We start from the raw sequence: 22,763 nt of genomic DNA on the forward strand, positions 1-22,763 counted from the left end.
TCTGATTTTCAGATAAATATACGAAAAATTATTTGAAAAACCAAATATAAAACCCTGAATTTCAGCAATTTAATGAAAATTATTTGAAATATTTTTTAATGCGTTTGGCCTGATTTCTTGAAGGAAAAATTTTTCCGACGAAAAAAAATTGCTACCTTTGCACACCCGTAAGGGAAAATTATGTTTAATCGTAAACGATAAATTGTGAATACATTAAGTTACAAAACAGTATCGGCAAACAAGGCTACAGCAAATAAAGAATGGGTTGTTGTGGACGCTGCTGAGCAACCGTTGGGAAGAATAGCTTCTACCGTTGCAAAGATTTTGAGAGGTAAGCACAAGACGAACTTCACACCTCACGCAGATTGCGGAGACAATGTGATCGTTTTGAATGCCGGGAAAGTGACCCTTTCCGGAAACAAGTGGGCAGATAAAACTTACATCTGGCATACAGGATATCCTGGTGGTCAGAAGTTTATGACGGCTGAGGAGCTTAAGAAAAAAGACGAACTGAAAGTTTTGGAAAGATCTATCAAAGGGATGCTTCCTAAGAACAGACTTGGTTCTGCTTTGTTCAAAAACCTTTATTTATATGAAGGAACAGAACACAAACACGAAGCGCAGCAGCCTAAAGTAATCAATCTAAACGAATTCAAATAATTAATATGTCTACAGTACACAAAATCGGAAGAAGAAAAACTTCTGTTGCAAGAGTTTTTGTTAAGCCGGGAACCGGCCTGATCAACATCAACGGCAAAGATGCTAAAACTTATTTCTGTACCGATGTTTTGGTTTACAAAGTGAATCAGCCATTTATGTTGACAGAAACCTTGGGTCAATATGATCTGAAGGTGAATGTTTTCGGAGGCGGAATTACCGGACAGGCCGAGGCTATCAGACTGGGAATTTCCCGAGCACTATGCGCCATCAACGAGGAATACCGATTGGTTCTGAAACCACACGGATTGCTTACCAGAGATGCAAGAATGGTCGAGAGAAAGAAATTCGGTCAGAAAAAAGCAAGAAAGAGATTCCAATTCTCAAAACGTTAAATTTCGAGATTCAAGACTTCAGACACCTTGGTGCTCGATTCTTGCTTCTATTTATCAACAAAAAATATTGCCCGTTACGTTTAGCATCCAAACCTTACTCCCATCTAAAGTAAGGTTGATTGCAGAAAAGCGGAAAGTAAACTAACAAAAAAAGAAAACATGGCAAAAGCAAATGTAAAAGACCTCCTAGAGGCTGGCGTACACTTCGGTCACATGACCAGAAAGTGGAATCCAAACATGGCTCCATACATCTTCATGGAGAAAAACGGTATTCACATCATCGATTTACATAAAACAGCAGTAAAACTGGACGAAGCTTGTGCAGCTTTGGAAAAATTAACTTCTGCAGGCAAAAAGGTTCTCTTTGTAGCAACTAAAAAGCAAGCCAAAGAAGTGGTAGCGAAGCACGCTACCGAACTTAACATGCCATATATTACAGAAAGATGGCCCGGCGGGATGCTTACAAATTTTGTCACCATCCGAAAAGCCGTCAAGAAAATGAATCAAATCGACAAAATGAAGAAAGATGGTACTTTCGAAACTTTGTCCAAAAAAGAAAGACTTCAGGTTGATCGTCAAAGAGCAAATCTTGAGAAAAACTTGGGTTCTATCGCAGATATGGTTCGTCTTCCTTCCGCCATTTTCGTGGTAGATATTATGAGAGAGCACATCGCAGTCACAGAAGCCAAAAAATTGGGCATCCCCGTCTTCGGAATCGTAGATACCAACTCGGATCCGAGACAAGTGGACTTTGTAATCCCGGGGAATGACGATGCTTCCAAATCGATTGATATGTTGCTGAGCGTGGTTTCGGACGCTATCAAAGAAGGCCTATCCCAAAGAAAAGCAGATAAAGAAAAATCCAAAGAAGAAGGCGAAAAAGTTTCTGCAGACGCAGATGCAGACTTCGATGCTGAATAAAATCAAAAGATTTTTTCTGAGAAATACAAAAGCGGTTTCAAATTTTTGAGACCGTTTTTTTGTATCCATACTGTGCGGCTTTTACGTTTTTTTCTGTTTTGCTTCTCCGGTAAAACTTAAATTCATTAATTTTAAAGTTCAAATTTAGAAGATGAAGATTTATACAAAAACAGGCGACAAAGGCGAGACCGGACTCTACGGAGGCGATAGAATATCCAAAGCCAGCGCAAGAGTCGAATCTTATGGCAACATCGATGAACTGAATGCGCACATTGGCGTTGCCAAATCTCATATTGCCGACGAAACGGTGATTGCCCAGCTTAAGAAAATCCAGTTTCACCTCTTCACCATTGGTTCGGAAGCATCCACACCGATTGACAAGTTATTTTTGGCCAACGGTAAAGCCAGATTGCCAATCCTAATTTCGGACAAAGAAATTGAAGAATTGGAAACTTGGATGGATGCGATGGAAGAACAACTGGAACCTTTGCAATATTTTATTTTGCCGGGTGGCGGGACAGCAGCAACTTTTCTTCACGTAGCCAGAACCGTTTGCCGACGTGCCGAAAGAAGCGTGGTTTTCCTCAGTCAATCGGAAGAAGTACGACCAGAATTAATCAAATATCTCAACCGTTTGTCGGATTATTTGTTCGTTTTGGCAAGATTTATGTGTAAACTTCAAAAAGAAACGGAGGAATATTGGATTCCGCGATTATAATTTGAAGACTTATAACATTAATTTTAAACTATACGACAATGAACAGATTATTTGCAACCTCATTATCATTCGTACTGGCATCGTCTGTCGTCCATCTATCTGCGCAGTACAAACAAGAAGAGTATCAAAAATATCCGGTACAGAAAATCTTCCCTAAAACAAAACTGGATTCAGCGGAAGCCAAAGCAGCAATTGCTGTGGGCGAAACCACGATAAAAGGAGTGGCTTTCACGAAACCAAAAACCATATACGGCTACAAAGCACCGCTTGCAGAACGCATCTACGCAAATCATATATTGATAGAACTTTTCCCGCTGACACCGTACTATCAAGAATGGTATAACCTGAAAAAAAATGAAGAAAACCTGAAGAAAAATAAAATCGTTTATATGGACAGAGCTGCATATAAATACCGCGTCACTTGCGAGACCAATTCTAAAGGCGAATTCACATTTCCTAAAATGAAACCCGGCAAGTATCTTATTGTAGGGACTTTGCCGTGGTACAATACAAAATCTTATGACCAATATACAGGAAGCGGATACGGAAACAATGGCTCGGTCACAGATTATTACCAAAGACAATATTACTCTACCACCCATAGCGATTTTTTGATGGAAGTCGTAGAAGTGCCGGCAGACAAGAAGGAAGTGAAAGTCAAGCTTAACTAAAGCGATAGATGAAAGCCCTTCTTTTCATCAACGGAGAACCACCAACAGCTCTTCCCGATCTGCCGCAATATGATCTGATTGCCTGCACAGACGGTGCTTTTCATTATTTGAAAAAGCTAAAGTTTCCTTTCGAGAAACTGACTTTTATTTCAGGAGATTTCGATTCTCACGACATAGAAGAAGAGATTCTTCAACAAGCTCGGAATGAAGATTTTGACATCCTCAAAACACCCGATCAGAACAAAACCGATTTTCACAAAGCCTTGGAACTCATGCTGGAAAAAGGTATAAAAAACGTGGATATTTTCGGCCCAAGTGGCGCGGAACAAGATCATTTTCTCGGAAACCTCAGCGTCGCTTTTTTCTTCAAAGACAAACTGAATATTCGCTTTTTTGATGCTTATTCATCTTACTATTTCATACCAAAGGAGTTCTCAATCTCTGGTGTCAAAGACAAAATGATTTCATTAATCCCTTTCCCTGTGGCAAAAAGCATCGAAACCAAAGGACTGAAATGGCCATTATACAACGAAGATCTGATACTTGGCGAAAGAATCGGAACCCGAAATGTTGCGGAGCATCTGGAAGTTTCGATCCAATATAAAGAAGGCGATTTGCTGATTTTTGTTGGTAAATAAAAAGATTTTCCAAAAGCAAAAAAGATTTCTCCAAAATACTTATCTTAATCCAATATTTAAACCGGTTCGACAAATTTTCAAGCTTTGCAACTTTGTGGTTTCACAATAATATTCGCATATTGACGGCAAAATACCGCATCGATTTTTTATGGATTTATTAACGTAGAAATCCACTTTTTTTAATCATTTTTGTACCCGTAAAACAAATTAACATTTTTTAGCCGAAAATGAAAATAAAATATTCTGAACTGATTGACCAAACCTTCTATTTCCCAACAGAAGAATTCGACGTGGAAGAAAATCATCTGAAATTTCACAATATCGATATGATGGAGGTGGTCGAAAAATTCGGGACACCGCTGAAATTCAATTATTTACCGAAGATATCTCAGAATATTGAAAGAGCAAAGTTCTGGTTCAAAGAAGCTTTTGAAAAGAACGATTACCGGAAAACTTACAGATATTGCTACTGCACGAAATCCAGCCATTTCGCCTTCGTATTAGAAGAGGCGCTGAAAAATGACATTAGTGTGGAAACCTCCTCTGCCTATGATATGGACATTGTAAAAGCCCTTTACAACAAAGGAAAAGTAGATAAAACCATTGAAGTAATCTGCAACGGCTTCAAAACCGACGATTATTTGGAAAAAATTTCGGATTTGATCAACAGCGGCTTCGAGAATATTACGCCCATTCTTGATAATTATCGAGAGCTTGATAAGCTGACAGAAAGCATCGACAGGACTTTCGACATAGGAATCAGAATCGCAGCAGAGGAAGAACCAAAATTTGAATTTTACACCTCCAGATTGGGAATTGGATACAAAGACATCATCCCATATTACAGCCAGAAAATTGCGGAACATCCCAATGCTCGGCTGAAAATGCTTCACTTTTTTATCAATACCGGCATCAAGGACACGGCTTATTATTGGAACGAGCTGTACAAATGTCTGCGGGTTTACGCACGCCTGAAAAAAATTGCGCCCGAAGTGGATTCGCTTAATATCGGCGGCGGCTTCCCCATCAAAACCTCGCTCAATTTCGATTACGACTATCAATATATGGTGAACGAAATTGTCTCTCAAATCAAAAAATTCTGCGAGGAAGAAGGCGTTGAAGAACCAAATATTTATACCGAATTCGGAAGTTTCACCGTGGGCGAAAGTGGTGGTCATCTTTATAAAATCATTTCTCAAAAACGCCAAAACGACAGGGAAAAATGGAATATGATTGATTCGTCTTTTATGACCACTTTGCCCGATACTTGGGCCATTTCCCGGCACTTCATAATGCTGCCGCTTAACCGATGGGAAGATTCTTACGAGCGGGTTTTCTTGGGCGGATTGACTTGTGATTCAGACGATTACTACAATTCTGAGCAGCACACGAATGCGATTTATCTGCCCGTTTACAACGATACAAAGCCAATGTATATCGGATTTTTCCATACTGGAGCTTATCAGGAGACGATTGGCGGTTACGGCGGCGTGCATCACTGTTTGATGCCCCAACCCAAACATATTTTGATAGACAAGGACAAAGACGGCAACTTCACCTATGAGCTGTTCCGCGAGGAGCAAAAGCCCGAAGATGTTTTGAAGCTGTTGGGATATTAAAATAGAATTAGATTTTATAGTTTCAAAATCATTCTTACTAAAAAACAATATCGACCTGAAATTTCAGGTCGAAAGAAGTATAATTTAATGCTTTATTATTGACGCAAATGATTTGATAAAATAACTTTCCTTCAATTATATGGCCTCAAAATAGTTATTTCTTCGTTATTTTCTCGCTCGTTTTGTTTCCATTGATATCGGTCATCATCAACAAATAGTTTCCGCCGGAGATGTTCGAAAGATTGAATTCTCTATCAGAAGCATTAAAACTTTTTATGATTTTGCCAGAGTAATCCACCAGTTTAATTTCTAAGAATTGTTTATCTGTATCGATTTTCAGATAGTCTGATGCAGGATTAGGATAAACCGTGATTTTGCTGGGTTTAAGGAGATTCTCTACGGTGAGTGATTTGTCTTTTACGATAACAATCTTTCCTGATGTAACCGATGTGCTGTAATTATAATTATAAGTTGTAAAAGCATAACATCCAGCTCCACAAGAGGTCATAGATTCCGTGGATCCAAAAACATTTGGAATAGGCGTGCTGTCTTTCAGGAGGAAGGTGTTTGGATTAAATCTTTTGAAAGTGATGGCATTCGTAGAATACTCATAACTTGCATACGCCACCGATTGGGTTGCAGAATCAAAAGCGTTGGCGCCTACTGTGTTGAGAAACTGACCCAGAAGAAATGGCGTTCCCGTAGAAGTATCCACCACTTTCCCGTCTGTAGAATATAAAAAGTTACTTTCTCTTATAAAATCAATACCAAAATCTGAAAAAAGATGAGCATAGACGGCTCCTTGCACCGCTCCGGAGGCTGTAACGTTAATTTTTCTTAAACCAAACTCAGTCGATTCGTTATTATAACCCCACAGTTGATTATTGCTTGCAAACTCGATTCTATTGCTGCCCGTATGATCTTGGGTCGTAGTTGGTCTTAGAACATCGTTGTCATAGATGGCCACCCCTTCGTGCTTTGGAGAAAAACCAATATTTCTTCTAGAAATAGCGATTGTATTGGGATTTCCCGGCATCACCTCCATATCTTCCACAAAAAAAGGTCCAAGAGAGGGATCTGCACCCAGCGAAAACTGCAAATTTAAAGACTTGCTTGCGATGTCCCATCGTCTTACCAATGATGCCGTTTCAAAACCCACATAAAGGTATTGGTTGTTATCAGAAATTGCCAAAACGCTTGGCTCGCTACCAATGAAGTAAGTACTTTCGAGCGTCTGTGTTACCGGATCTATGATACCAATGCTGTTTCCGTTAGCGCCATTTGCACTGGGAATGCTGGCATAGATTTTTTTTGCGTTAGAGTCGTATACCACTTGATTTGCAATAATGTCAAGTACTTTCACCTCTAATTGCGCATTGCAAAACGATGCCGAAAGAAGCGATAATAAAAAGAGAGATTTATTCATAAAATTTTTGGCAAAAATACATTTTTTCAGTTGTATTGAATGATACCAATTCAAAATTTTGTAAAATTTTTGTTCATTGTCAGAGCTATTTAAAATATAATCCAAAAAAAATGTCCCAATTTAGGGACACTTCTACTATTTTATTTCTATGACGAATTCTTCTTTCGGCGTTCTGTATTTTTTGAGGTTTACCAGCCAGTCTCCGCCGATGTCCCGATAACCTAAAGGGAGAATCACTACACTCTTCAAACCTTTTTCGGGAAGACCAAGGATTTCATCAAGTGCTTGATTGTCAAAGCCCTCCATTGGCGTCGCATCTACTTTTTGCTCCGCCGCTGCCGCTATGGCCATCCCGAAAGAGATGTAAGCTTGCTTTGCAGCGTGTGCTGCCTGCCATTCTTTGCTCAAGGGTTCGTACATGCTCCACAAGCTGTTTTTGTAATCATCCATCACGCTACTCGGAAGTCCTCTTTCTTGCGTTGTCTTCTCGAACACCTCACCGATTCTGCTGAGCGAATAGCCATCCCACGCTGCCCAGACCAAAAGATGAGAGCCATCGGTAAGCTGAGACTGGTTGTTGGCAATTGATTTTATTCGTTCCCGCAACTCTTTGTTGGTAATTACAAATACCTTATAAGGTTGCAAGCCCGAGGATGAAGGCGCCATTCTCGCCGCTTCCAAAATGTAATCTACTTTTTCTTGAGGAACGGGTTCGCCATTCATTTTTTTCGTAGCATAACGCCAGTTGAGGTCATCTATCAAACTCATTTTTTATATTTTTTTTAATTAGTGTTGCAAATTTAAGTCAAGAAAGTTTATTTTTGTAATAGACTTACAAAAAGTTATCATTACCCAACGGTAACTTATTTGACAATCAATTAATTGTAAAATAGACAATCATCATTTATTATCATAGGATAACTTGTGAATGCCTTAAAAAAATACAACCAATGAAGATTAAATGTTGCAAAACCAATCTGATGGCCGTTCACGATACAATGGACGTGCTGAAAGGCCGATGGAAAATCCAAATCATCGCGGCACTGTGCTATGACAAAATGAGATTTTCGGAGTTGCAAAAGGAGATCGACGGCATCTCTGCTAAGATGCTCAGTAGCGAACTAAAAGAATTGGAATTTAATCATTTGCTGAAGAGAACTGTACTGCAAACCCAGCCAATAACCGTAGAATATGAATTGACGGAGTATGGTCTTACTTTGAAGAAAGTCATCGAAACACTTGCCGACTGGGGCATAAAACACAGAAAGCAAATTGTCGGAGAAATAGCGGACAACTAAAACAAAATTTTAAGGCCGAAAGTTCAAACTTGGATCACACCGAGATTAAATTTTTCCGTTATCGGCGAATGATTGGCCGCCTCAATTCCCATACTGATCCATTTTCGGGTTTCCACAGGATTGATGATGGCATCCGTCCAAAGTCTTGCAGCAGCGTAGGTAGATTGCGTTTGGCGCGTGTAGTCTTTTAGTATTTTATCGAGAATTTCTTTCCGATCTTCTTCCGTAATCTCTTTCCCTTGCTTTTTAAGTGCAGATTCCTGAATCTGGAGAAGAACTTTTCCCGCTTGCGAACCGCCCATAACGGCAAGTTCTGCCCAAGGCCACGCGACAATTAATCGAGGATCGTAGGCCTTCCCGCACATCGCGTAATTCCCCGCACCATAGGAATTTCCCATAATCACCGTAAATTTCGGAACTACAGAATTGGAAACGGCATTTACCATTTTTGCCCCGTCTTTGATGATGCCGCCTTGCTCGGATTTGGATCCGACCATAAAGCCTGTGACGTCCTGCAGGAAGATCAATGGGATTTTCCGCTGGTTGCAATTGGCAATAAAACGGGTCGCTTTGTCCGCCGAATCCGAATAAATGACCCCGCCGAACTGTAACTCGCCGGTGCCGCTTTTTACCATTTTCCTTTGATTGGCAACGATTCCGACACTCCAGCCGTCCACCCGAGCATTGCAACAGATAATGCTTTTCCCGTAATCGGGCTTGTATTCCTCATATTCGGAATGGTCCACAAGACATTTGATAATTTCCAAGGTATCATATTGCTCGGACCGGTTGACAGGCATTATTCCGAAAATATTCTCGGGATTTTCTTTCGGAGGCGCACTTTCTATGCGGTCGAATCCGGCTTTTTCAAAATCGCCGAGAGACTTCATTATCTTTTTGATTCTGTCCAAGGCATCTTGGTCATTTTTTGCTTTATAATCGGTTACGCCGGAGATTTCGCAATGCGTGGTTGCGCCGCCAAGTGTTTCATTATCAATATTTTCGCCAATGGCAGCTTTTACCAGATAACTTCCTGCGAGGAAGATGCTTCCCGTTTTGTCCACAATGATCGCTTCGTCACTCATCGCCGGGAGATAAGCGCCGCCGGCAACGCAGCTTCCCATAATGGCCGAAATCTGAACAATTCCCAAGGCACTCATTTTGGCATTATTACGAAAAATCCGTCCGAACATTTCTTTATCCGGAAAAATCTCGTCCTGCATCGGTAAGAAAACTCCCGCTGAATCTACAAGATAGATGATTGGCAACCGGTTTTCCATCGCAATTTCCTGGGCGCGTAGATTCTTCTTCCCTGTGATTGGAAACCACGCTCCCGCTTTCACTGTTGCGTCGTTGGCCACCACAATGCACTGTCTGCCAGAAACATAACCCATCATCACCACCACGCCGCCGGCTGGGCATCCGCCGTGCTCTTCGTACATTTCATAACCCGCAAAAGCGCCAATTTCTATAGACGCAGTATTTTTATCAAAAAGATATTCCAATCTTTCTCGTGCCGTCATTTTCCCTTGATCGCGTTGTTTTTGCAGCGCCTTCTCGCCGCCACCCATCTTGATTTTTGACAAGATTTTTTTGAGGTCGGAATATTTTAGTTTGTTGATATCTTCTCTTTTATTGAACTCTATATCCATCGGATTTTCTTTGTTGTAAAGATAAAATATTTTAGATAATTAAAAGGGCGAAACAGTAATTTCTGATTTTTGAGGATTCCGGCACAATATATTGGCTTGCTTGCCGTTTAGAATTACGATAGAATAATTTTTTAGTTAGTTGATGTTATTTTTAATAAGTGCTTTGTCAATAATCCGTTCCGGCATCCTGAACGGATTTTTTGTTTTAGCATCAGTCCCAATATTGATTATCTGACTTCGGATCTGTCAGATTTTATCCTAATTTTGCCGCTGAAAAATCAATATTCCTAATGAAGAATTCTTATTTGCTGAGGCTGCATTTTATCGTATTTTTATGGGGCTTCACGGCGATTTTAGGAAAGCTGATTTCGGCCGATGCACAAGTTCTCGTTTTTTACCGAATGATGTTTGCGGCAATTTTTCTTTATCTGTATCTGAGATTGATAAAAAAAGAAAGCATCAAAGTGTCGAAAGTTTTGTTATTCCAGCTCATCGGTATTGGAACCATTATGGCCTTTCACTGGTTGTTCTTTTTCCACTCGATTAAGGTTTCAAACGTATCAATCGCTTTGTCTTGTCTGTCCTTATCCACCTTGTTTGCGGCGTTCGCAGAACCTTTGGTCTACCGCAGAAAGCCCGATTGGGTAGAGGTTATTATAGGTCTTATTATTGTAGTCTGTATGTCTTTGATTTTCAATGCGGAACTGAAGTATAAAGAAGGAATCTTCTACGGCATTTTGTGCGCTCTTTTTGGAACCATATTTTCAGTTCTTAACGGAAAAATGTTCGGCAAAACCAACTCTGGAAATATTATTTTTTATGAAATCGGCGGCGGATGCTTAGTAATCGGTTTGTTTTTGCTCCTGACGGGACAAATTTCTTCTGTAAGCGAAATAAGTTATGCCGATATTGCGTTAATATTACTGCTGGCTTCTGTATTTACCGCCTATCCAATGTTAGAAAGTGTCAAACTGATGAAGTTTATTTCTCCGTTTACCCTCATTCTGACGGTCAATCTCGAGCCGGTTTACGGGATTATCTTTGCTTTTTTTATCTTTGGAGCATCAGAACAGATGAGTCCCGTTTTTTATGGTGCTTCCCTCGTGATGATCGCCGCGATTGTCGTCAATGGAATAATCAAAGCGAGGAACAAAAAGAGGTGATTATTGCCGAAATAAAACCTCTGTAACCACACATTAATGAAAAGAATTTTATTTTTATCCATCATTATGTTATGCCCATTTTCTGACGCCCAGATCATCAGAAAATATTCCAACGAGTTCCTGAACATCGGTGCAGGAGCCCGAGGTCTTGCGATGGGAGGCGCTGTGGTTTCCAGTCAAGATGATGTCTATTCGCCGATGTGGAACCCGGCAGGACTGGTAAAGATCGACCGCGACTGGCAGCTGGCAGCGATGCACGCAGAATATTTCGAGTCTATCGCCAAGTACGACTACATTTCCTACGCCAAACCTTTGGATAATGACAACGGTGTTTTCGCCATTTCGGTCGTTAGATTAGGCGTCGATAATATCCTTAATACCACCCAACTTATTGATTCCGAAGGTAATATCGATTACGATAAAATCAGTTCTTTCTCTACGGCAGATTATGCTGCATTATTCTCGTACGGGTTTCATCCCAACGGCAATCAGAAATTAGATCTTGGTGCGACGGCGAAAGTCGTTTACAGAAATGTGGGAAAGTTTGCCAGCGGCTACGGATTTGGATTTGACCTCGGCGCAATTTATCACACCGATACCGATTGGAATCTCGGTTTTATGTTGCGAGATGCCACTACGACGGTCAACTTCTGGACTATTAATCAAAAGGAATTATCCGCCGTTGTGAATGGCGAAGAGTTCAACCCCGCACCCACGGACAAGATGGAAATCACGATGCCAAAACTGAACCTCGGAGTCAGCCGCATTTATGAGCTCAACCGGGATCTGAAACTGTTGCCCGAAGTAGGTCTTAATGTCGATTTTGCAAAAACAGCAGCCGTTATTTCCACCGATTTCGCGAGTATCACGCCTTATGCGGGTGGCGAATTGGTTTTCCAAGACATGATTTTCATTCGATTAGGGGTCAACAGATTCCAAACAGTTTCCGATATTGAAGACTTGAAGAGAAAAGTATCTTTCCAGCCCAGCGGCGGGATCGGAATCAAATATAAAGGCTTAACTTTGGACTATGCAATTACCAATTCCGGGATCGGCGGCTCCAATTTCTATTCCAACTTCTTTTCTTTGAAACTGGATATGCAAGGTTTTCGAAATTAAATAATTTAAAGTTTTATCATGAAAAAATTTTTCACTTTTTTATCGCTTATTTTGATAATAATCATCAAAAGTCAGACTGTATCCGATTACAAATACATCTTGATCCCCGCAGAGTTCAACGATTTTAAGGAAAATAGATCCTACGGACTGCGATCGATGATGCAAAAATCTTTGGCCGGAAAAAAATATACCGTCCTGTCTGAAACTAAAACCGATTGGCCTACAGAGGCGCTTACAAATCCTTGCACCGTTCTGACGGCAGACCTATCGAATGAAAAAAGCATGTTCCGAAACAAAATAATCCTACAGTTCAAAGATTGTAATAATCAAGTTCTTGTTACCGAGAAAGGCAGCAGTATGATTAAAGAATTTGAACCCGGATTTCAGGATGCTCTGAAGCAGGCATTGCTCAAAATTCCCGTCTCGAATCCCAAAGAACAAAGCGTCGGAATAGCACAGCAGAACAAGCCGGCAGTAGCAACGCAGACCTCGCAGGAATCTAAACCCAACGAAGCGGCCGCTCCCATAAAAGCGGCACAAAAATTCAGAAACGGAAACTCCAGTTTCCAAAAAATCCAGATAGACAGCAATCAGTTTATCTTGATAGATGGCGTGAGTTCGGTTCCATTTGCAAGCTTCCGAACGACTACAAAATCTGATGTTTTCCGAGTCAAACTAAGTTCCGGCGAATCGACCATCGGTTACTTTGAAAATGGAAATATCGTGATTGAAATGCCCAGAGCTAACGGAGAATATTCCAAAGATGTGTTCTTGGCTGATTGATTTCGTGTAAATTTGGAGGAGATACAAAAAATGGCCGGAACTGAGTTTCGACCATCTTTTTATGAAAAATCATTTGTTGGGCTGCGGTGTATATCGTAGATAAGGTTTCACGACTTTTACACCTTTGGGGAATTTTTTCTCGGCATCTTCCGGGGAGATAGCAGGCGGCACGATGACGTCATCGCCGTCTTTCCAATCCACCGGCGTTGCAATGCCATAATTGTCTACCAATTGCAAAGAATCTAAAACACGCAAGATTTCGGTAAAATTCCTTCCAGTAGAGGCCGGATAAGTAATTATCAATCTCACTTTTTTATTGGGATCGATGATTAGCAAAGATCTTACCGTCGCAGATGTGCTGGCATTCGGATGGATAAAGTCGTATAATTCGGAGATTTTTTTGTCCGGATCGGCGATGATTGGGAATTCTACATTTGTATTTTGCGTCTCATTAATATCCGAGATCCAACCTTTGTGACTCTCGACACCATCGACACTTAGTGCAAGGACTTTCGTATTTCTTTTGTCAAATTCCGGCTTCAGCTGGGACGTCTTTCCCAATTCTGTGGTACAAACCGGGGTATAATCTGCGGGGTGCGAGAACAAAATCCCCCAAGAATCCCCAAGATAATCGTAGAAATTAATCTTTCCAAGGCTGCTTTCTGCATCGAAATTAGGCGCTGTATCGCCAAGTTTAATAGACATAATTTTATTTTTTGTGGTTAATGGACAACAAATTTAAAAAATAAAAACTTTAATTCATACTATTTTAGTAGTATTTATTTTCAGTCGTGAAAAAAAAACCGCAGATTCGAGCGGTTTTCAAATTTATTTTTAATTGGAAGAATGATTAAAGTGTTTTTACTTTGCTGTCGTCAATATTATATTTCGCAATGATTTCTTCATAAGACATTTTGGAAAGGTCGGCAAGGTTGGTCGGTTTCCCGCCAAAAACCGCCGGCACCAGAACCACTCTGAATTTTTGATTGTTCAGGTATTGCGGTGTGGTACTTAGATCATAGGTTCCTCCGGCATAGATTAGAAAATCGAATTTGGTGAAATCAAAATCATAGTCTAATTCGCCCTCTGCAAGATACAAAGTTCGGGGAATCTGTTGCCATACGATGGCTCCGTTTGAGGTTCCGCTTTGTCGGAAAATGGTTACATAATCCTGATCTAATAAGGGTTGATTAAATTTCTGATAGTAATTCCATCCATCTGTGGTATTAAAAGAAAAATTGACATTGAGGTCATAAACTGTCGGATAATCCACTTGTACTTCGACATAATTATTGTCGTCATCGTCATTATCGCAACTAAAGGCAAACCAGCCGGCACAAACCAACAGCATAAGGGAAAAGAACTTTTTCATAAGTTTTAATTTATTTACATTATTATTACATTTACAAATTACAGACCACAAAAATAGTCATTTTCCAAGGATTCAATATCTTTATGGCAAGTTTCTAAGGGGAAAAATTTCTAAAAATTTAGATATCAAAAAAATGAAAAGGTTAAGCCTGCTTTTTATAATTCTCTTTTCGCAAAATTTCTTTTGCCAATATCAGCCAAAAAATCTATCTAAATCGGATCTCAAGAAAGCTGATGATTGGGTAGATCAAACCTACAATTCCCTTTCACAAGATGAAAAATTGGGTCAGCTTTTCATTGTGGCGCTGTACACCAACAAAGATGAAGCGCACATTAACCAAATCCGAAATATCGTTTTGAATGACAAAATTGGCGGTTTGATTTTGATGCAAGATGATGCCGAGCGGGAAATCAATTTGGTAAACGAGTTCCAGTCTAAATCAAAAGTACCGCTGATGATCGGGATGGATGCAGAATGGGGCGTGTTCCAAAGGATTGCAAAAGCGCACAAATATCCTTGGGCCATCACTTTGGGGGCAATTCAGGATAAAAATCTGATCTACGAGATGTCTTACAAAATTGCTGAAGATTGCCAAAGAATGGGCATCAATTGGGATTTTGCGCCCGTTGTAGACGTCAATACAAATCCCAACAACCCGATTATCGGGAATAGAAGTTTCGGGTCGGATGTCGATAATGTTGTGAATTCTGCTTTAGCTTATTCCAATGGTTTACAAGATCATCAAATTCTGGCCGCGATCAAGCATTTCCCGGGTCACGGCGACACGGACAAAGATTCTCATTTGGATTTGCCGGTGGTTTCTCACAATATTGAACGGCTGGAAAAAATTGAATTGGCGCCTTTCAAAGCGTTGATGAACAAAGGGATTGGCGGCGTAATGGTCGCGCATCTTTATGTTCCAAGTCTTGAAAATGAAAAAGGAATTCCGGCCTCGGTTTCCAAGAAAATTGTGACTGGACTTTTGAAAGAAAAATATGGTTTCAAGGGTTTGATTATTACCGATGCGCTTAATATGGGCGCTGTTGCCAATAAATTTCAGGCGGGTGAATTGGATGCGATGGCTTTCAAAGCCGGGAATGACATTATGTTGTTCTCGCAGGATGTTGCAACGGGCAAAAAGCTGATTCAGAAAGCGATCGACGACGGCGAAATTCCCCAAAAGAGAGTCGAAGAAAGCGTGAAAAAGATTCTTTTGACCAAATATTTTCTTGGTCTCGATAAATATTCCAATGTCAATCCGGAAAATATTAATGAGGATTTGAATAACGCTTCACATTCCGAAATCGTTCAGAAAATGTACGCCAACGCTTTGACTTTAATTAAAGATGATAAAAAATTGTTGCCGCTGGATTGCAGAGAAACTTACTATTATGTTCCTCTGGAAGAAGCCGATTACGTAACTTTTCTCTACCAATTGAATACAGGAACAACTGTAATTCTTAAAAAAGTTTCCGAAATTAATTCAATTCCGGCCAATTCAAAAGTGATTGTTGGATTTCACAAAGATAATTCCAGCGCTTACAAACCTTATAAAATTTCAGATTCAAGTAAAAAGATTCTATCAGATTTAAGCAAAAATCAAACTGTGATTCTGGACGTTTTCGGAAGTCCGTATGCTTTGAAAGATATTGATATTTCCACAGTTTCCACAGTCTTAGTTTCTTACGAAAATAATGACGATGCGATGAAAGCCACAGCCAACGCAGTTTTGGGGCGAACAAAAATCCGGGGAAGACTTCCGGTTTTGGTCAATGACAATTTGAAATATGGAATGGGAATGGATCTTGATGCAAAAAATTCATCAAATCAAACTGATAGAAAAAATAGTTCAGAAACCAAAAATTCTAAGGTCGTAATTGAGTAAATTTGAACCACAAAAGTCACAAAGTTTTAAGGATTTCAAAAATTGATTTAGTTAGATGATAACACATTCTTATTTGACCGATTTAACCTATAAAATAAATGGTGCTTCTTTAAGACGACATCAATATTCTTAAATAAATCTTTTGTCACTTTTGTGGTTAAAAAAATAAATATAAAAAATGAAAATAGGCATACTTTGTTACCCAACATACGGCGGAAGTGGGATTGTAGCAACGGAATTAGGAATGAGTCTGGCAGATAAAGGCTACGAAGTTCATTTCATAAGTTCGGCTTTGCCGGCTCGGTTGGACGTTACCAACCCGAACATTTTCTTCCATAAAGTGAATGTTCAGACATATCCGCTCTTCCAATATCAGCCTTACGATATTGCGTTGTCATCGATGATTTATCGCGTGGTCAATCTTTACAAACTCGATATTTTGCACGCACATTATGCGATTCCTTACGCTTACGCAGCGTTTACAGCGAAGCAAATGTTGAAGGCGGAACACAAAGATGTGCCTTTGGTAACGACGCTTCACGGGACAGATATTACTTTGGTTGGGCAACATCCGAGTTACAAACACGCGGTGGAATTCTCTATTAATCAAAGTGATGCGATCACTTCAGTTTCCGAAAGCCTAAAAAAAGACACGCTCCAGTTTTTCAATATTCAGAAAGAGATTCAGGTGATTACCAATTTTATTGACAATTCGGCTTTTGAAGATTGCAAAACTTGCCAAAGAGAACAATTTGCCGCCGATGACGAAAAAATCCTGATTCACGTTTCCAATCTCCGACCCGTCAAGCGAATTCAGGATGTGCTCCAGATTTTTAAAAATGTACAAAAAAAAGTAAAATCAAAACTGATTATCATCGGCGAAGGTCCCGAAATGGAGGAGATTTCTGAATTTATGCAGGATAATCCCGACCTTATTGGGAAGATCAAACTCCTCGGAAAAGTGAATGACCTTTATCGCATTTTACAACTTTCGGACGTCTTCCTTTTGCCTTCCGAGCAAGAAAGTTTTGGACTGGCAGCCTTGGAAGCTATGGCCGCAAAAACACCTGTGATCAGCAGTAACGCCGGCGGAATCCCGGAAGTTAATATCCAAGGCGAGACGGGTTTTTTGGCAGAAGTAGGGAATGTGGAAGCAATGTCCAATTACTGCATCAAGCTCCTGAGCGACGAAAATCTGCTGGCTCAGATGAAAAAAAATGCGAAAGCACGAGCCTTGAAATTTGACCTCAAAAATATCCTGCCGCTTTACATCAATATGTATGAAAATACGATCGCGAACTTTGAAGAAGCGAAGTTGATTGACGCTGGGAATTAAATTTATTTGGACAGCTTTATCTGTCTTCGACTCCCAAACCCAAGCGGTATGGTTCAACGAAGTCAAACTTTTTTGCCGACGATTTCATTTTAAATAGAAATTGTGTCGAAGCAAAAAAAATTTCCGATCAAGCCGGGCTGCGAGCAATTCGCTGTAAAGAAAGCATTTAACAATTAATTGAAATATTATTTTTTTCTTTGCTGAGTTTTACGCCTTTGCGATTCTTAAAAATATTTTCGACAATTAAAAAGAATCTTGGTGGACGTTGCGTTAAATTTTTGATTTAAATTCTAAGTTTTGGTGTTAAAGTATTCAAATATTTTTTATAACTTAACTCTTTCGAAGTCACGTACTTGAAAAGGTTTTTGTTTAACGAAAATCAAACACACCAATGAATGAAGAAATATTGCAATATCTCTGGAATTTTAAGAAGTTTAGGCGTTTGGATTTTGTTTCCGTGGATGGAAAGAATATCGAAGTCTTAGAGTTTGGCGAATGGAATAAGAATTCTGGACCGGATTTTCTGTTTGCTAAAATTAAAATTGACAACATCATTTTCGCCGGAAACATCGAGATTCACACCAAAGCTTCCGATTGGTTTTTCCACAACCATTCCGGAAATCCCGAGTTCGGCAATCTGATTCTTCACGTTGTTTACATCAATGATTGTGACATTCCGGAATTGGAAAACCAGCAGATTCCGACTTTGGAACTCAAGGATTATATTGATGAAACCTTGATTCAGAAACATCAGAATCTTTGCAAAGAACATTCGTTTATTCCCTGTGAAGATTTGTTTGACAAAGATAAAATTCCCTTGCTTTTCGAAGAAGAAGTTTTGCTCAAGAAGTTAGATTTCAAATCCGAATCTTTGGAATTGTCATTAAAGAAAAATCAAAATAATTACGAAGCGGTTCTGTTTCAGCAGCTGGCGTACACCTTCGGATTGAAAGTGAATGCCGAAATTTTTCTCCAATTAGGTGAAAGTTTGGACTTTTCTGTCATTCAAAAAATCAAACAAAACAAAACTCAGTTAGAAGCTTTATTTTTTGGGATTTGCAACTTCCTCGATGAGCCAAAAGATGAAATGATGACAGTCTGGAAACGCGAATTTGATTTTTTGAAAGTCAAATTTAATTTGGAGCAAGTTCCCGTCCATCCCAAATTCTCCAAACTTCGACCTCCAAACTTTCCCACCATTCGGCTGTCCCAATTGGCAAATCTCTATCATTCTCAGCCAAATTTATTTTCGAAAATTATTGCAGCGAAGAGCATTGATGATTTGTATTCTACTTTCGACGATATTTCTGCTTCGGAATATTGGGATCATCATTTTAATTTTGGGAAGATTTCTCCGGTTGAAAGTCAAAAATTATTGAGCAAAGATTTCATTGATTTAATCATTATTAATGCGATTTTACCGATGAAATATTTTTATCAGAAGAATCACAATCCGGAAGTCGTAGATGATATTTTTGAATTTTATAAACAGTTGAAACCCGAGAGGAATTCGCTTTTGGACGAATGGAAAAACTTAGGCGTAGAATTCCGAAATGCCCTGCAGACGCAGGCTTTTCTTTATCATTACAAAACTTTCTGCACTCAGAAAAAATGCTTAAATTGCGCTATCGGTTTTCAGCTTCTCAAAAGCGAAGCATAAAAATAAATAAAGATTACCAAGATTTTTGTAATGAAAGAGCCTCGATTTTTTAATAATCTGCGCCACAATATGGAAAGAGAATGGTTTGGCGTGCTCACCCGATACGGCACCAAGCTTGGAATCCCGGTTTCCAAACTACGTGTATTCTTCATTTATTCTACGTTTGCAACCGCCGGTATTTTTTTCTTGTTTTACCTTGGATTGGCATTTATGCTTTGGGTAAAAGACTGCATTATTACCAAGCGTCCTAGCGTTTTTGACTTGTAAAAAGCCGGTATAAAGCCTTTAAATCAAACCTATTTTTTTACGAATCAACCGGTTTCTCTAAAAGTACTCGTTTTATTGATGCCCGCTGGTCTCAGAATTCCATTTGAACTTCCAGCTTTTCGGCTATGAGTTGAGAAATTTTGGCTTTCAAAGCTTCGATGTCAATGTTTTGCATCGCATCATTGGCAAAAGCAAAAAGCAGCAACGCTCTGGCTTCTTTTTTAGAAATGCCCCTGGCTCTCAAATAAAACATAGCCTCTTCGTTCAGTTGCCCAACCGTACAGCCGTGCGAACATTTGACATCATCGGCAAAAATCTCAAGCTGAGGTTTGGTATCGATGCTGGCGCCTTCGTCCAGAAGAATGTTGTTATTTTGCTGATAAGCATTGGTTTTCTGCGCGTTTTTATTCACAAAAACTTTCCCGTTAAAAACGCCGTGGGATTTATCCTTGTAGATTCCTTTGTAATTCTGGTAAGATTCGCAGTTTGGCGTGTTGTGATGCACAGCCGTGTGGTGATCTACCAATTGGTCTTTCCCGATGATCGTGATACCGTTCATAAACGAATGGATATTTTCACCGTTGTGAATGAAATCCAAATTGTTACGAACCAATTTGCCACCGAAGGAGAAAGTGTTCACCGTCGTCAGGCTGTCCCTTTCCTGCTTCGCAAATGTGTGATCAATGAGGTAAGAAGTGTCGTTGTCATTCTGCAATTTGTGCCAATCGGTTTTTGCATTTTGCGCCGTGAAAATCTCTGTTACAGAATTGGTTAGGACGAAAGTCTCATCCAAGTTATGATGGCTCTCGATGATTTCTACTTTCGAGCCTTCTTCCACGATCAAGAGGTTCCTGGGGTTGTAAAAAGTATTTTCTTCCTGATTTTGAGACAGATAAAAAACGTGAATGGGTTTCTCAATCACGACATTTTTAGGAACTCTCAAGAAGAATCCGAATTGGCAGTAAGCAGAATTCAAGTTGGTGAAAGCCAGCTCTTTGTTGGCGATTTTGTTGAAATAATAATCAAAAACTTCCTTGTGAGCCGGATCGTTGAGAGCAAAATCAAAAGAAAGAAACTCAGCGTTTCCGATGGAGAGCTTAGAAAATTCTTTGTGAAGCTTTCCGTTGATGAAAACGATTCGGTCAAAATTTTCTTCACCCAGATGAAGTGCATCCAAATGCTCCCTCGAGATGTGATGCTCTTCTGTCGGGAAAAAATTGTAATTTTTTTCCGTAATCTCTTTCAAATTTGTGTATTTATATTCTTCGTCTTTTTTGGTTGGGAAGCCTTTCAAAGCGAAAACCTCAAGAGCGGTTTTTCTCTCTCTATCCAAAAATCGGTGATGAAGGGTTTCCAAAAAATCCGAATGTTGATTGATGATTTGGTCCAATAAAGCCATTGTAATGGTTTGATTTTGCATCTGTTAGAAGATTTATATTTAGTTTAAAAGCCAATCGTAGCCTTTTTCCTCCAGTTCCAGAGCCAGCGATTTGTCGCCTGTTTTAATTATTTTTCCATCTGCCAAAACGTGTACGAAATCGGGCTGAATGTAATTCAAAAGTCTTTGGTAATGCGTGATGAGAAGCACCGCATTGTTTTCATTTTTGAAATGGTTCACGCCATCTGCCACAATTCTCAAAGCATCGATGTCAAGACCGGAATCGGTCTCGTCCAGGATTGCCAACTTCGGGTTCAGCATCAGCATTTGGAAGATTTCGTTTCGTTTCTTCTCGCCTCCGGAAAAACCTTCGTTGAGTGAGCGCGAAAGGAAATCTTTTTTGATGCCCAGTTGTTCGGATTTTTCGCGGAACAATCGGAGCATTTCTTTAGTCCCCATATCTTCCAGTCCGTTTGCTTTTCTGGTTTCGTTTAGCGCTGCTTTGATGAAATTGGTAACGGAAACGCCGGGAATCTCCACCGGATATTGGAACGAGAGGAAAATGCCTTTGTGCGCCCGATCTTCCGGCGCATCTTCGGCGATATCTTGGCCTTCGAAAAGGATATTTCCTTCGGTGACTTCGTAATCTTCTTTCCCTGCGATGACAGAAGAAAGTGTTGATTTTCCGGCACCATTCGGTCCCATAATGGCGTGAACTTCGCCCGGTTTGACTTCCAGGTTGATTCCTTTTAATATTTCCGTGCCGTCTTCCAGCTTGGCGTGTAAGTTATTGATTTTTAACATTTTTTAATAATATAAATGATCCACTTTCCAGTTAATAGTTTAAAACATTAAGGATTTAAGCTTATGTTTTCCTGTTACTTCTTTATTAAGAAAATCAATAAATTGATTCAAATTAAGTTTTTTAAGTGTTTTATTTTTCCGAATTTCGAATGGTACAATTTTCACTCTGACAGTTTTGAAAAATATTCATTGACTAAAGGAATCATTGATTTGGTAATATTATCTGTATAAAAATTAATCAAAAGTCCTTGGGGTTTTTTCAAAATTTTCATATAAGTCATAAGTTGAGCCTGATGAACGGGTAATAATTTTTCAACAGTTTTGATCTCTATGATAATTGTGTCATTCACGAGCAAGTCCACTTTTAAGGGCGTTTCAAATTCTATTTTGTCGTAATGGATTTTGGTCGTCATTTGTTGTCGAACAATAAATCCATTTTTCTTTAATTCATAGGCCAAACAGATTTCGTAAACACTTTCCAATAATCCAGGTCCTAGTTCTTTATGAACCTTGATTGCGCACCCTACGATGTCATAAGAAAGTTGAGTTACTTCGGCTTTAGTCATATTTAATTTCCTTCAATAGAATTGATTTATCAATTCCTTAATTTTTTATGTTCAGAATTCTAATCAACTTAACTCCTTAATGTTTAATATAACTATTCCACACTGCCTTCAATAGAATTGATTTATCAATTCCTTAATTTTTTATGTTCAGAATTCTAAAATCCGCTTAACTCCTTAATGTTTAATATAACTATTCCACACTGCCTTCAATAGAATTGATTTATCAATTCCTTAATTTTTTATGTTCAGAATTCTAAAATCCGCTTAACTCCTTAATGTTTAACATAACTATTCCACACTGCCTTCAATAGAATTGATTTATCAATTCCTTAATTTTTTTAGTTCAGAATTCTAAAATCCGCTTAACTCCTTAATGTTTTATATAACTATTCCACACTGCCTTCAATAGAATTGATTTATCAATTCCTTAATTTT

At 39.3% G+C, this 22,763-nt stretch carries 23 protein-coding genes; 15 read left to right on the forward strand and 8 right to left on the reverse strand.

Annotation, left to right across the window (positions count from 1 at the left end):
• Positions 1-204: 204 nt before the first annotated feature.
• The 7 genes from rplM (at position 205) to DTW91_RS00035 (ending at position 5,619) form a co-directional block, all read left to right on the forward strand.
• Positions 205-660: a 50S ribosomal protein L13 gene (gene rplM / locus DTW91_RS00005; RefSeq protein WP_125201370.1), complete on the forward strand. Its 456-nt coding sequence runs from the start codon at positions 205-207 to the stop codon at positions 658-660.
• 5 nt (positions 661-665) lie between these two features.
• Positions 666-1,052: a 30S ribosomal protein S9 gene (gene rpsI / locus DTW91_RS00010; protein ID WP_125201371.1), complete on the forward strand. Its 387-nt coding sequence runs from the start codon at positions 666-668 to the stop codon at positions 1,050-1,052.
• Positions 1,053-1,211: 159 nt separating this feature from the next.
• On the forward strand, positions 1,212-1,973 hold the full coding sequence (gene rpsB, locus DTW91_RS00015; protein WP_125201372.1) for a 30S ribosomal protein S2: 762 nt from the start codon (positions 1,212-1,214) through the stop codon (positions 1,971-1,973).
• A 151-nt stretch (positions 1,974-2,124) separates the two neighbouring features.
• Positions 2,125-2,691, forward strand: a complete 567-nt coding sequence (locus DTW91_RS00020) for a cob(I)yrinic acid a,c-diamide adenosyltransferase (RefSeq protein WP_125201373.1) — start codon at positions 2,125-2,127, stop codon at positions 2,689-2,691.
• Between the two features lie 38 nt (positions 2,692-2,729).
• Entirely contained in the window at positions 2,730-3,362 is a 633-nt protein-coding gene (locus tag DTW91_RS00025) for a hypothetical protein (RefSeq protein WP_125201374.1), read from the forward strand.
• A gap of 8 nt (positions 3,363-3,370) precedes the next feature.
• Positions 3,371-4,000: a thiamine diphosphokinase gene (locus DTW91_RS00030; RefSeq protein WP_125201375.1), complete on the forward strand. Its 630-nt coding sequence runs from the start codon at positions 3,371-3,373 to the stop codon at positions 3,998-4,000.
• A 227-nt stretch (positions 4,001-4,227) separates the two neighbouring features.
• Positions 4,228-5,619: an arginine decarboxylase gene (locus DTW91_RS00035; protein ID WP_125201376.1), complete on the forward strand. Its 1,392-nt coding sequence runs from the start codon at positions 4,228-4,230 to the stop codon at positions 5,617-5,619.
• A gap of 154 nt (positions 5,620-5,773) precedes the next feature.
• Here DTW91_RS00035 and DTW91_RS00040 read toward each other — a convergent pair whose 3' ends face one another.
• Together DTW91_RS00040 and DTW91_RS00045 are read right to left on the reverse strand one after the other, a co-directional pair.
• Positions 5,774-7,045 carry a T9SS type A sorting domain-containing protein gene (locus DTW91_RS00040; protein ID WP_125201377.1) on the reverse strand — a complete coding sequence of 424 codons (1,272 nt, stop codon included), beginning with the start codon at positions 7,043-7,045 and terminating at the stop codon, positions 5,774-5,776.
• Positions 7,046-7,180: 135 nt separating this feature from the next.
• The gene (locus DTW91_RS00045) at positions 7,181-7,813 is read right to left on the reverse strand and encodes an NAD(P)H-dependent oxidoreductase (protein ID WP_125201378.1); all 633 of its coding nucleotides are present in this window, start codon (positions 7,811-7,813) and stop codon (positions 7,181-7,183) included.
• A 182-nt stretch (positions 7,814-7,995) separates the two neighbouring features.
• On the opposite strand from DTW91_RS00045, the gene DTW91_RS00050 reads away from it, so the two are divergent.
• Positions 7,996-8,343, forward strand: a complete 348-nt coding sequence (locus DTW91_RS00050) for a winged helix-turn-helix transcriptional regulator (protein ID WP_228412598.1) — start codon at positions 7,996-7,998, stop codon at positions 8,341-8,343.
• Positions 8,344-8,366: 23 nt separating this feature from the next.
• Here DTW91_RS00050 and DTW91_RS00055 read toward each other — a convergent pair whose 3' ends face one another.
• Complete coding sequence (locus DTW91_RS00055; protein WP_125201379.1) at positions 8,367-9,995, reverse strand: acyl-CoA carboxylase subunit beta; 1,629 nt, start codon at positions 9,993-9,995, stop codon at positions 8,367-8,369.
• Positions 9,996-10,285: 290 nt separating this feature from the next.
• Here DTW91_RS00055 and DTW91_RS00060 point away from each other — a divergent pair, with 290 nt between their 5' ends.
• The 3 genes from DTW91_RS00060 to DTW91_RS00070 are packed head-to-tail and all read left to right on the forward strand — an operon-like array spanning position 10,286 to position 13,060.
• The gene (locus DTW91_RS00060; RefSeq protein ID WP_125201380.1) at positions 10,286-11,158 is read left to right on the forward strand and encodes a DMT family transporter; all 873 of its coding nucleotides are present in this window, start codon (positions 10,286-10,288) and stop codon (positions 11,156-11,158) included.
• A 36-nt stretch (positions 11,159-11,194) separates the two neighbouring features.
• Positions 11,195-12,277: a PorV/PorQ family protein gene (locus DTW91_RS00065; protein ID WP_125201381.1), complete on the forward strand. Its 1,083-nt coding sequence runs from the start codon at positions 11,195-11,197 to the stop codon at positions 12,275-12,277.
• 18 nt (positions 12,278-12,295) lie between these two features.
• The gene (locus DTW91_RS00070; protein ID WP_125201382.1) at positions 12,296-13,060 is read left to right on the forward strand and encodes a hypothetical protein; all 765 of its coding nucleotides are present in this window, start codon (positions 12,296-12,298) and stop codon (positions 13,058-13,060) included.
• 69 nt (positions 13,061-13,129) lie between these two features.
• On the opposite strand, the gene DTW91_RS00075 is transcribed toward DTW91_RS00070, so the two are convergent.
• Together DTW91_RS00075 and DTW91_RS00080 are read right to left on the reverse strand one after the other, a co-directional pair.
• Positions 13,130-13,765: a peroxiredoxin gene (locus DTW91_RS00075; protein ID WP_125201383.1), complete on the reverse strand. Its 636-nt coding sequence runs from the start codon at positions 13,763-13,765 to the stop codon at positions 13,130-13,132.
• Positions 13,766-13,910: 145 nt separating this feature from the next.
• On the reverse strand, positions 13,911-14,432 hold the full coding sequence (locus DTW91_RS00080) for a hypothetical protein (protein ID WP_125201384.1): 522 nt from the start codon (positions 14,430-14,432) through the stop codon (positions 13,911-13,913).
• Between the two features lie 133 nt (positions 14,433-14,565).
• On the opposite strand from DTW91_RS00080, the gene DTW91_RS00085 reads away from it, so the two are divergent.
• The 4 genes from DTW91_RS00085 (at position 14,566) to DTW91_RS00100 (ending at position 19,580) form a co-directional block, all read left to right on the forward strand.
• The gene (locus DTW91_RS00085; RefSeq protein ID WP_125201385.1) at positions 14,566-16,317 is read left to right on the forward strand and encodes a glycoside hydrolase family 3 protein; all 1,752 of its coding nucleotides are present in this window, start codon (positions 14,566-14,568) and stop codon (positions 16,315-16,317) included.
• 178 nt (positions 16,318-16,495) lie between these two features.
• Complete coding sequence (bshA, locus tag DTW91_RS00090) at positions 16,496-17,653, forward strand: N-acetyl-alpha-D-glucosaminyl L-malate synthase BshA (RefSeq protein WP_125201386.1); 1,158 nt, start codon at positions 16,496-16,498, stop codon at positions 17,651-17,653.
• Between the two features lie 391 nt (positions 17,654-18,044).
• Positions 18,045-19,313 (forward strand): DUF2851 family protein, encoded by a 1,269-nt coding sequence (locus DTW91_RS00095; RefSeq protein WP_125201387.1) that lies wholly within the window; start codon positions 18,045-18,047, stop codon positions 19,311-19,313.
• A gap of 30 nt (positions 19,314-19,343) precedes the next feature.
• On the forward strand, positions 19,344-19,580 hold the full coding sequence (locus tag DTW91_RS00100) for a PspC family transcriptional regulator (RefSeq protein ID WP_125201388.1): 237 nt from the start codon (positions 19,344-19,346) through the stop codon (positions 19,578-19,580).
• Positions 19,581-19,671: 91 nt separating this feature from the next.
• Here DTW91_RS00100 and sufD read toward each other — a convergent pair whose 3' ends face one another.
• The 3 genes from sufD to DTW91_RS00115 form a co-directional block, all read right to left on the reverse strand.
• Positions 19,672-20,979, reverse strand: a complete 1,308-nt coding sequence (gene sufD, locus DTW91_RS00105; RefSeq protein ID WP_125201389.1) for a Fe-S cluster assembly protein SufD — start codon at positions 20,977-20,979, stop codon at positions 19,672-19,674.
• Between the two features lie 39 nt (positions 20,980-21,018).
• Positions 21,019-21,762 (reverse strand): Fe-S cluster assembly ATPase SufC, encoded by a 744-nt coding sequence (gene sufC, locus DTW91_RS00110; RefSeq protein WP_125201390.1) that lies wholly within the window; start codon positions 21,760-21,762, stop codon positions 21,019-21,021.
• A gap of 161 nt (positions 21,763-21,923) precedes the next feature.
• Positions 21,924-22,328 (reverse strand): GxxExxY protein, encoded by a 405-nt coding sequence (locus DTW91_RS00115; RefSeq protein ID WP_125201391.1) that lies wholly within the window; start codon positions 22,326-22,328, stop codon positions 21,924-21,926.
• Positions 22,329-22,763: the final 435 nt, after the last annotated feature.

Origin of the sequence: Chryseobacterium sp. SC28 (assembly GCF_003932955.1) — a bacterium.
GTDB lineage: Bacteria > Bacteroidota > Bacteroidia > Flavobacteriales > Weeksellaceae > Epilithonimonas.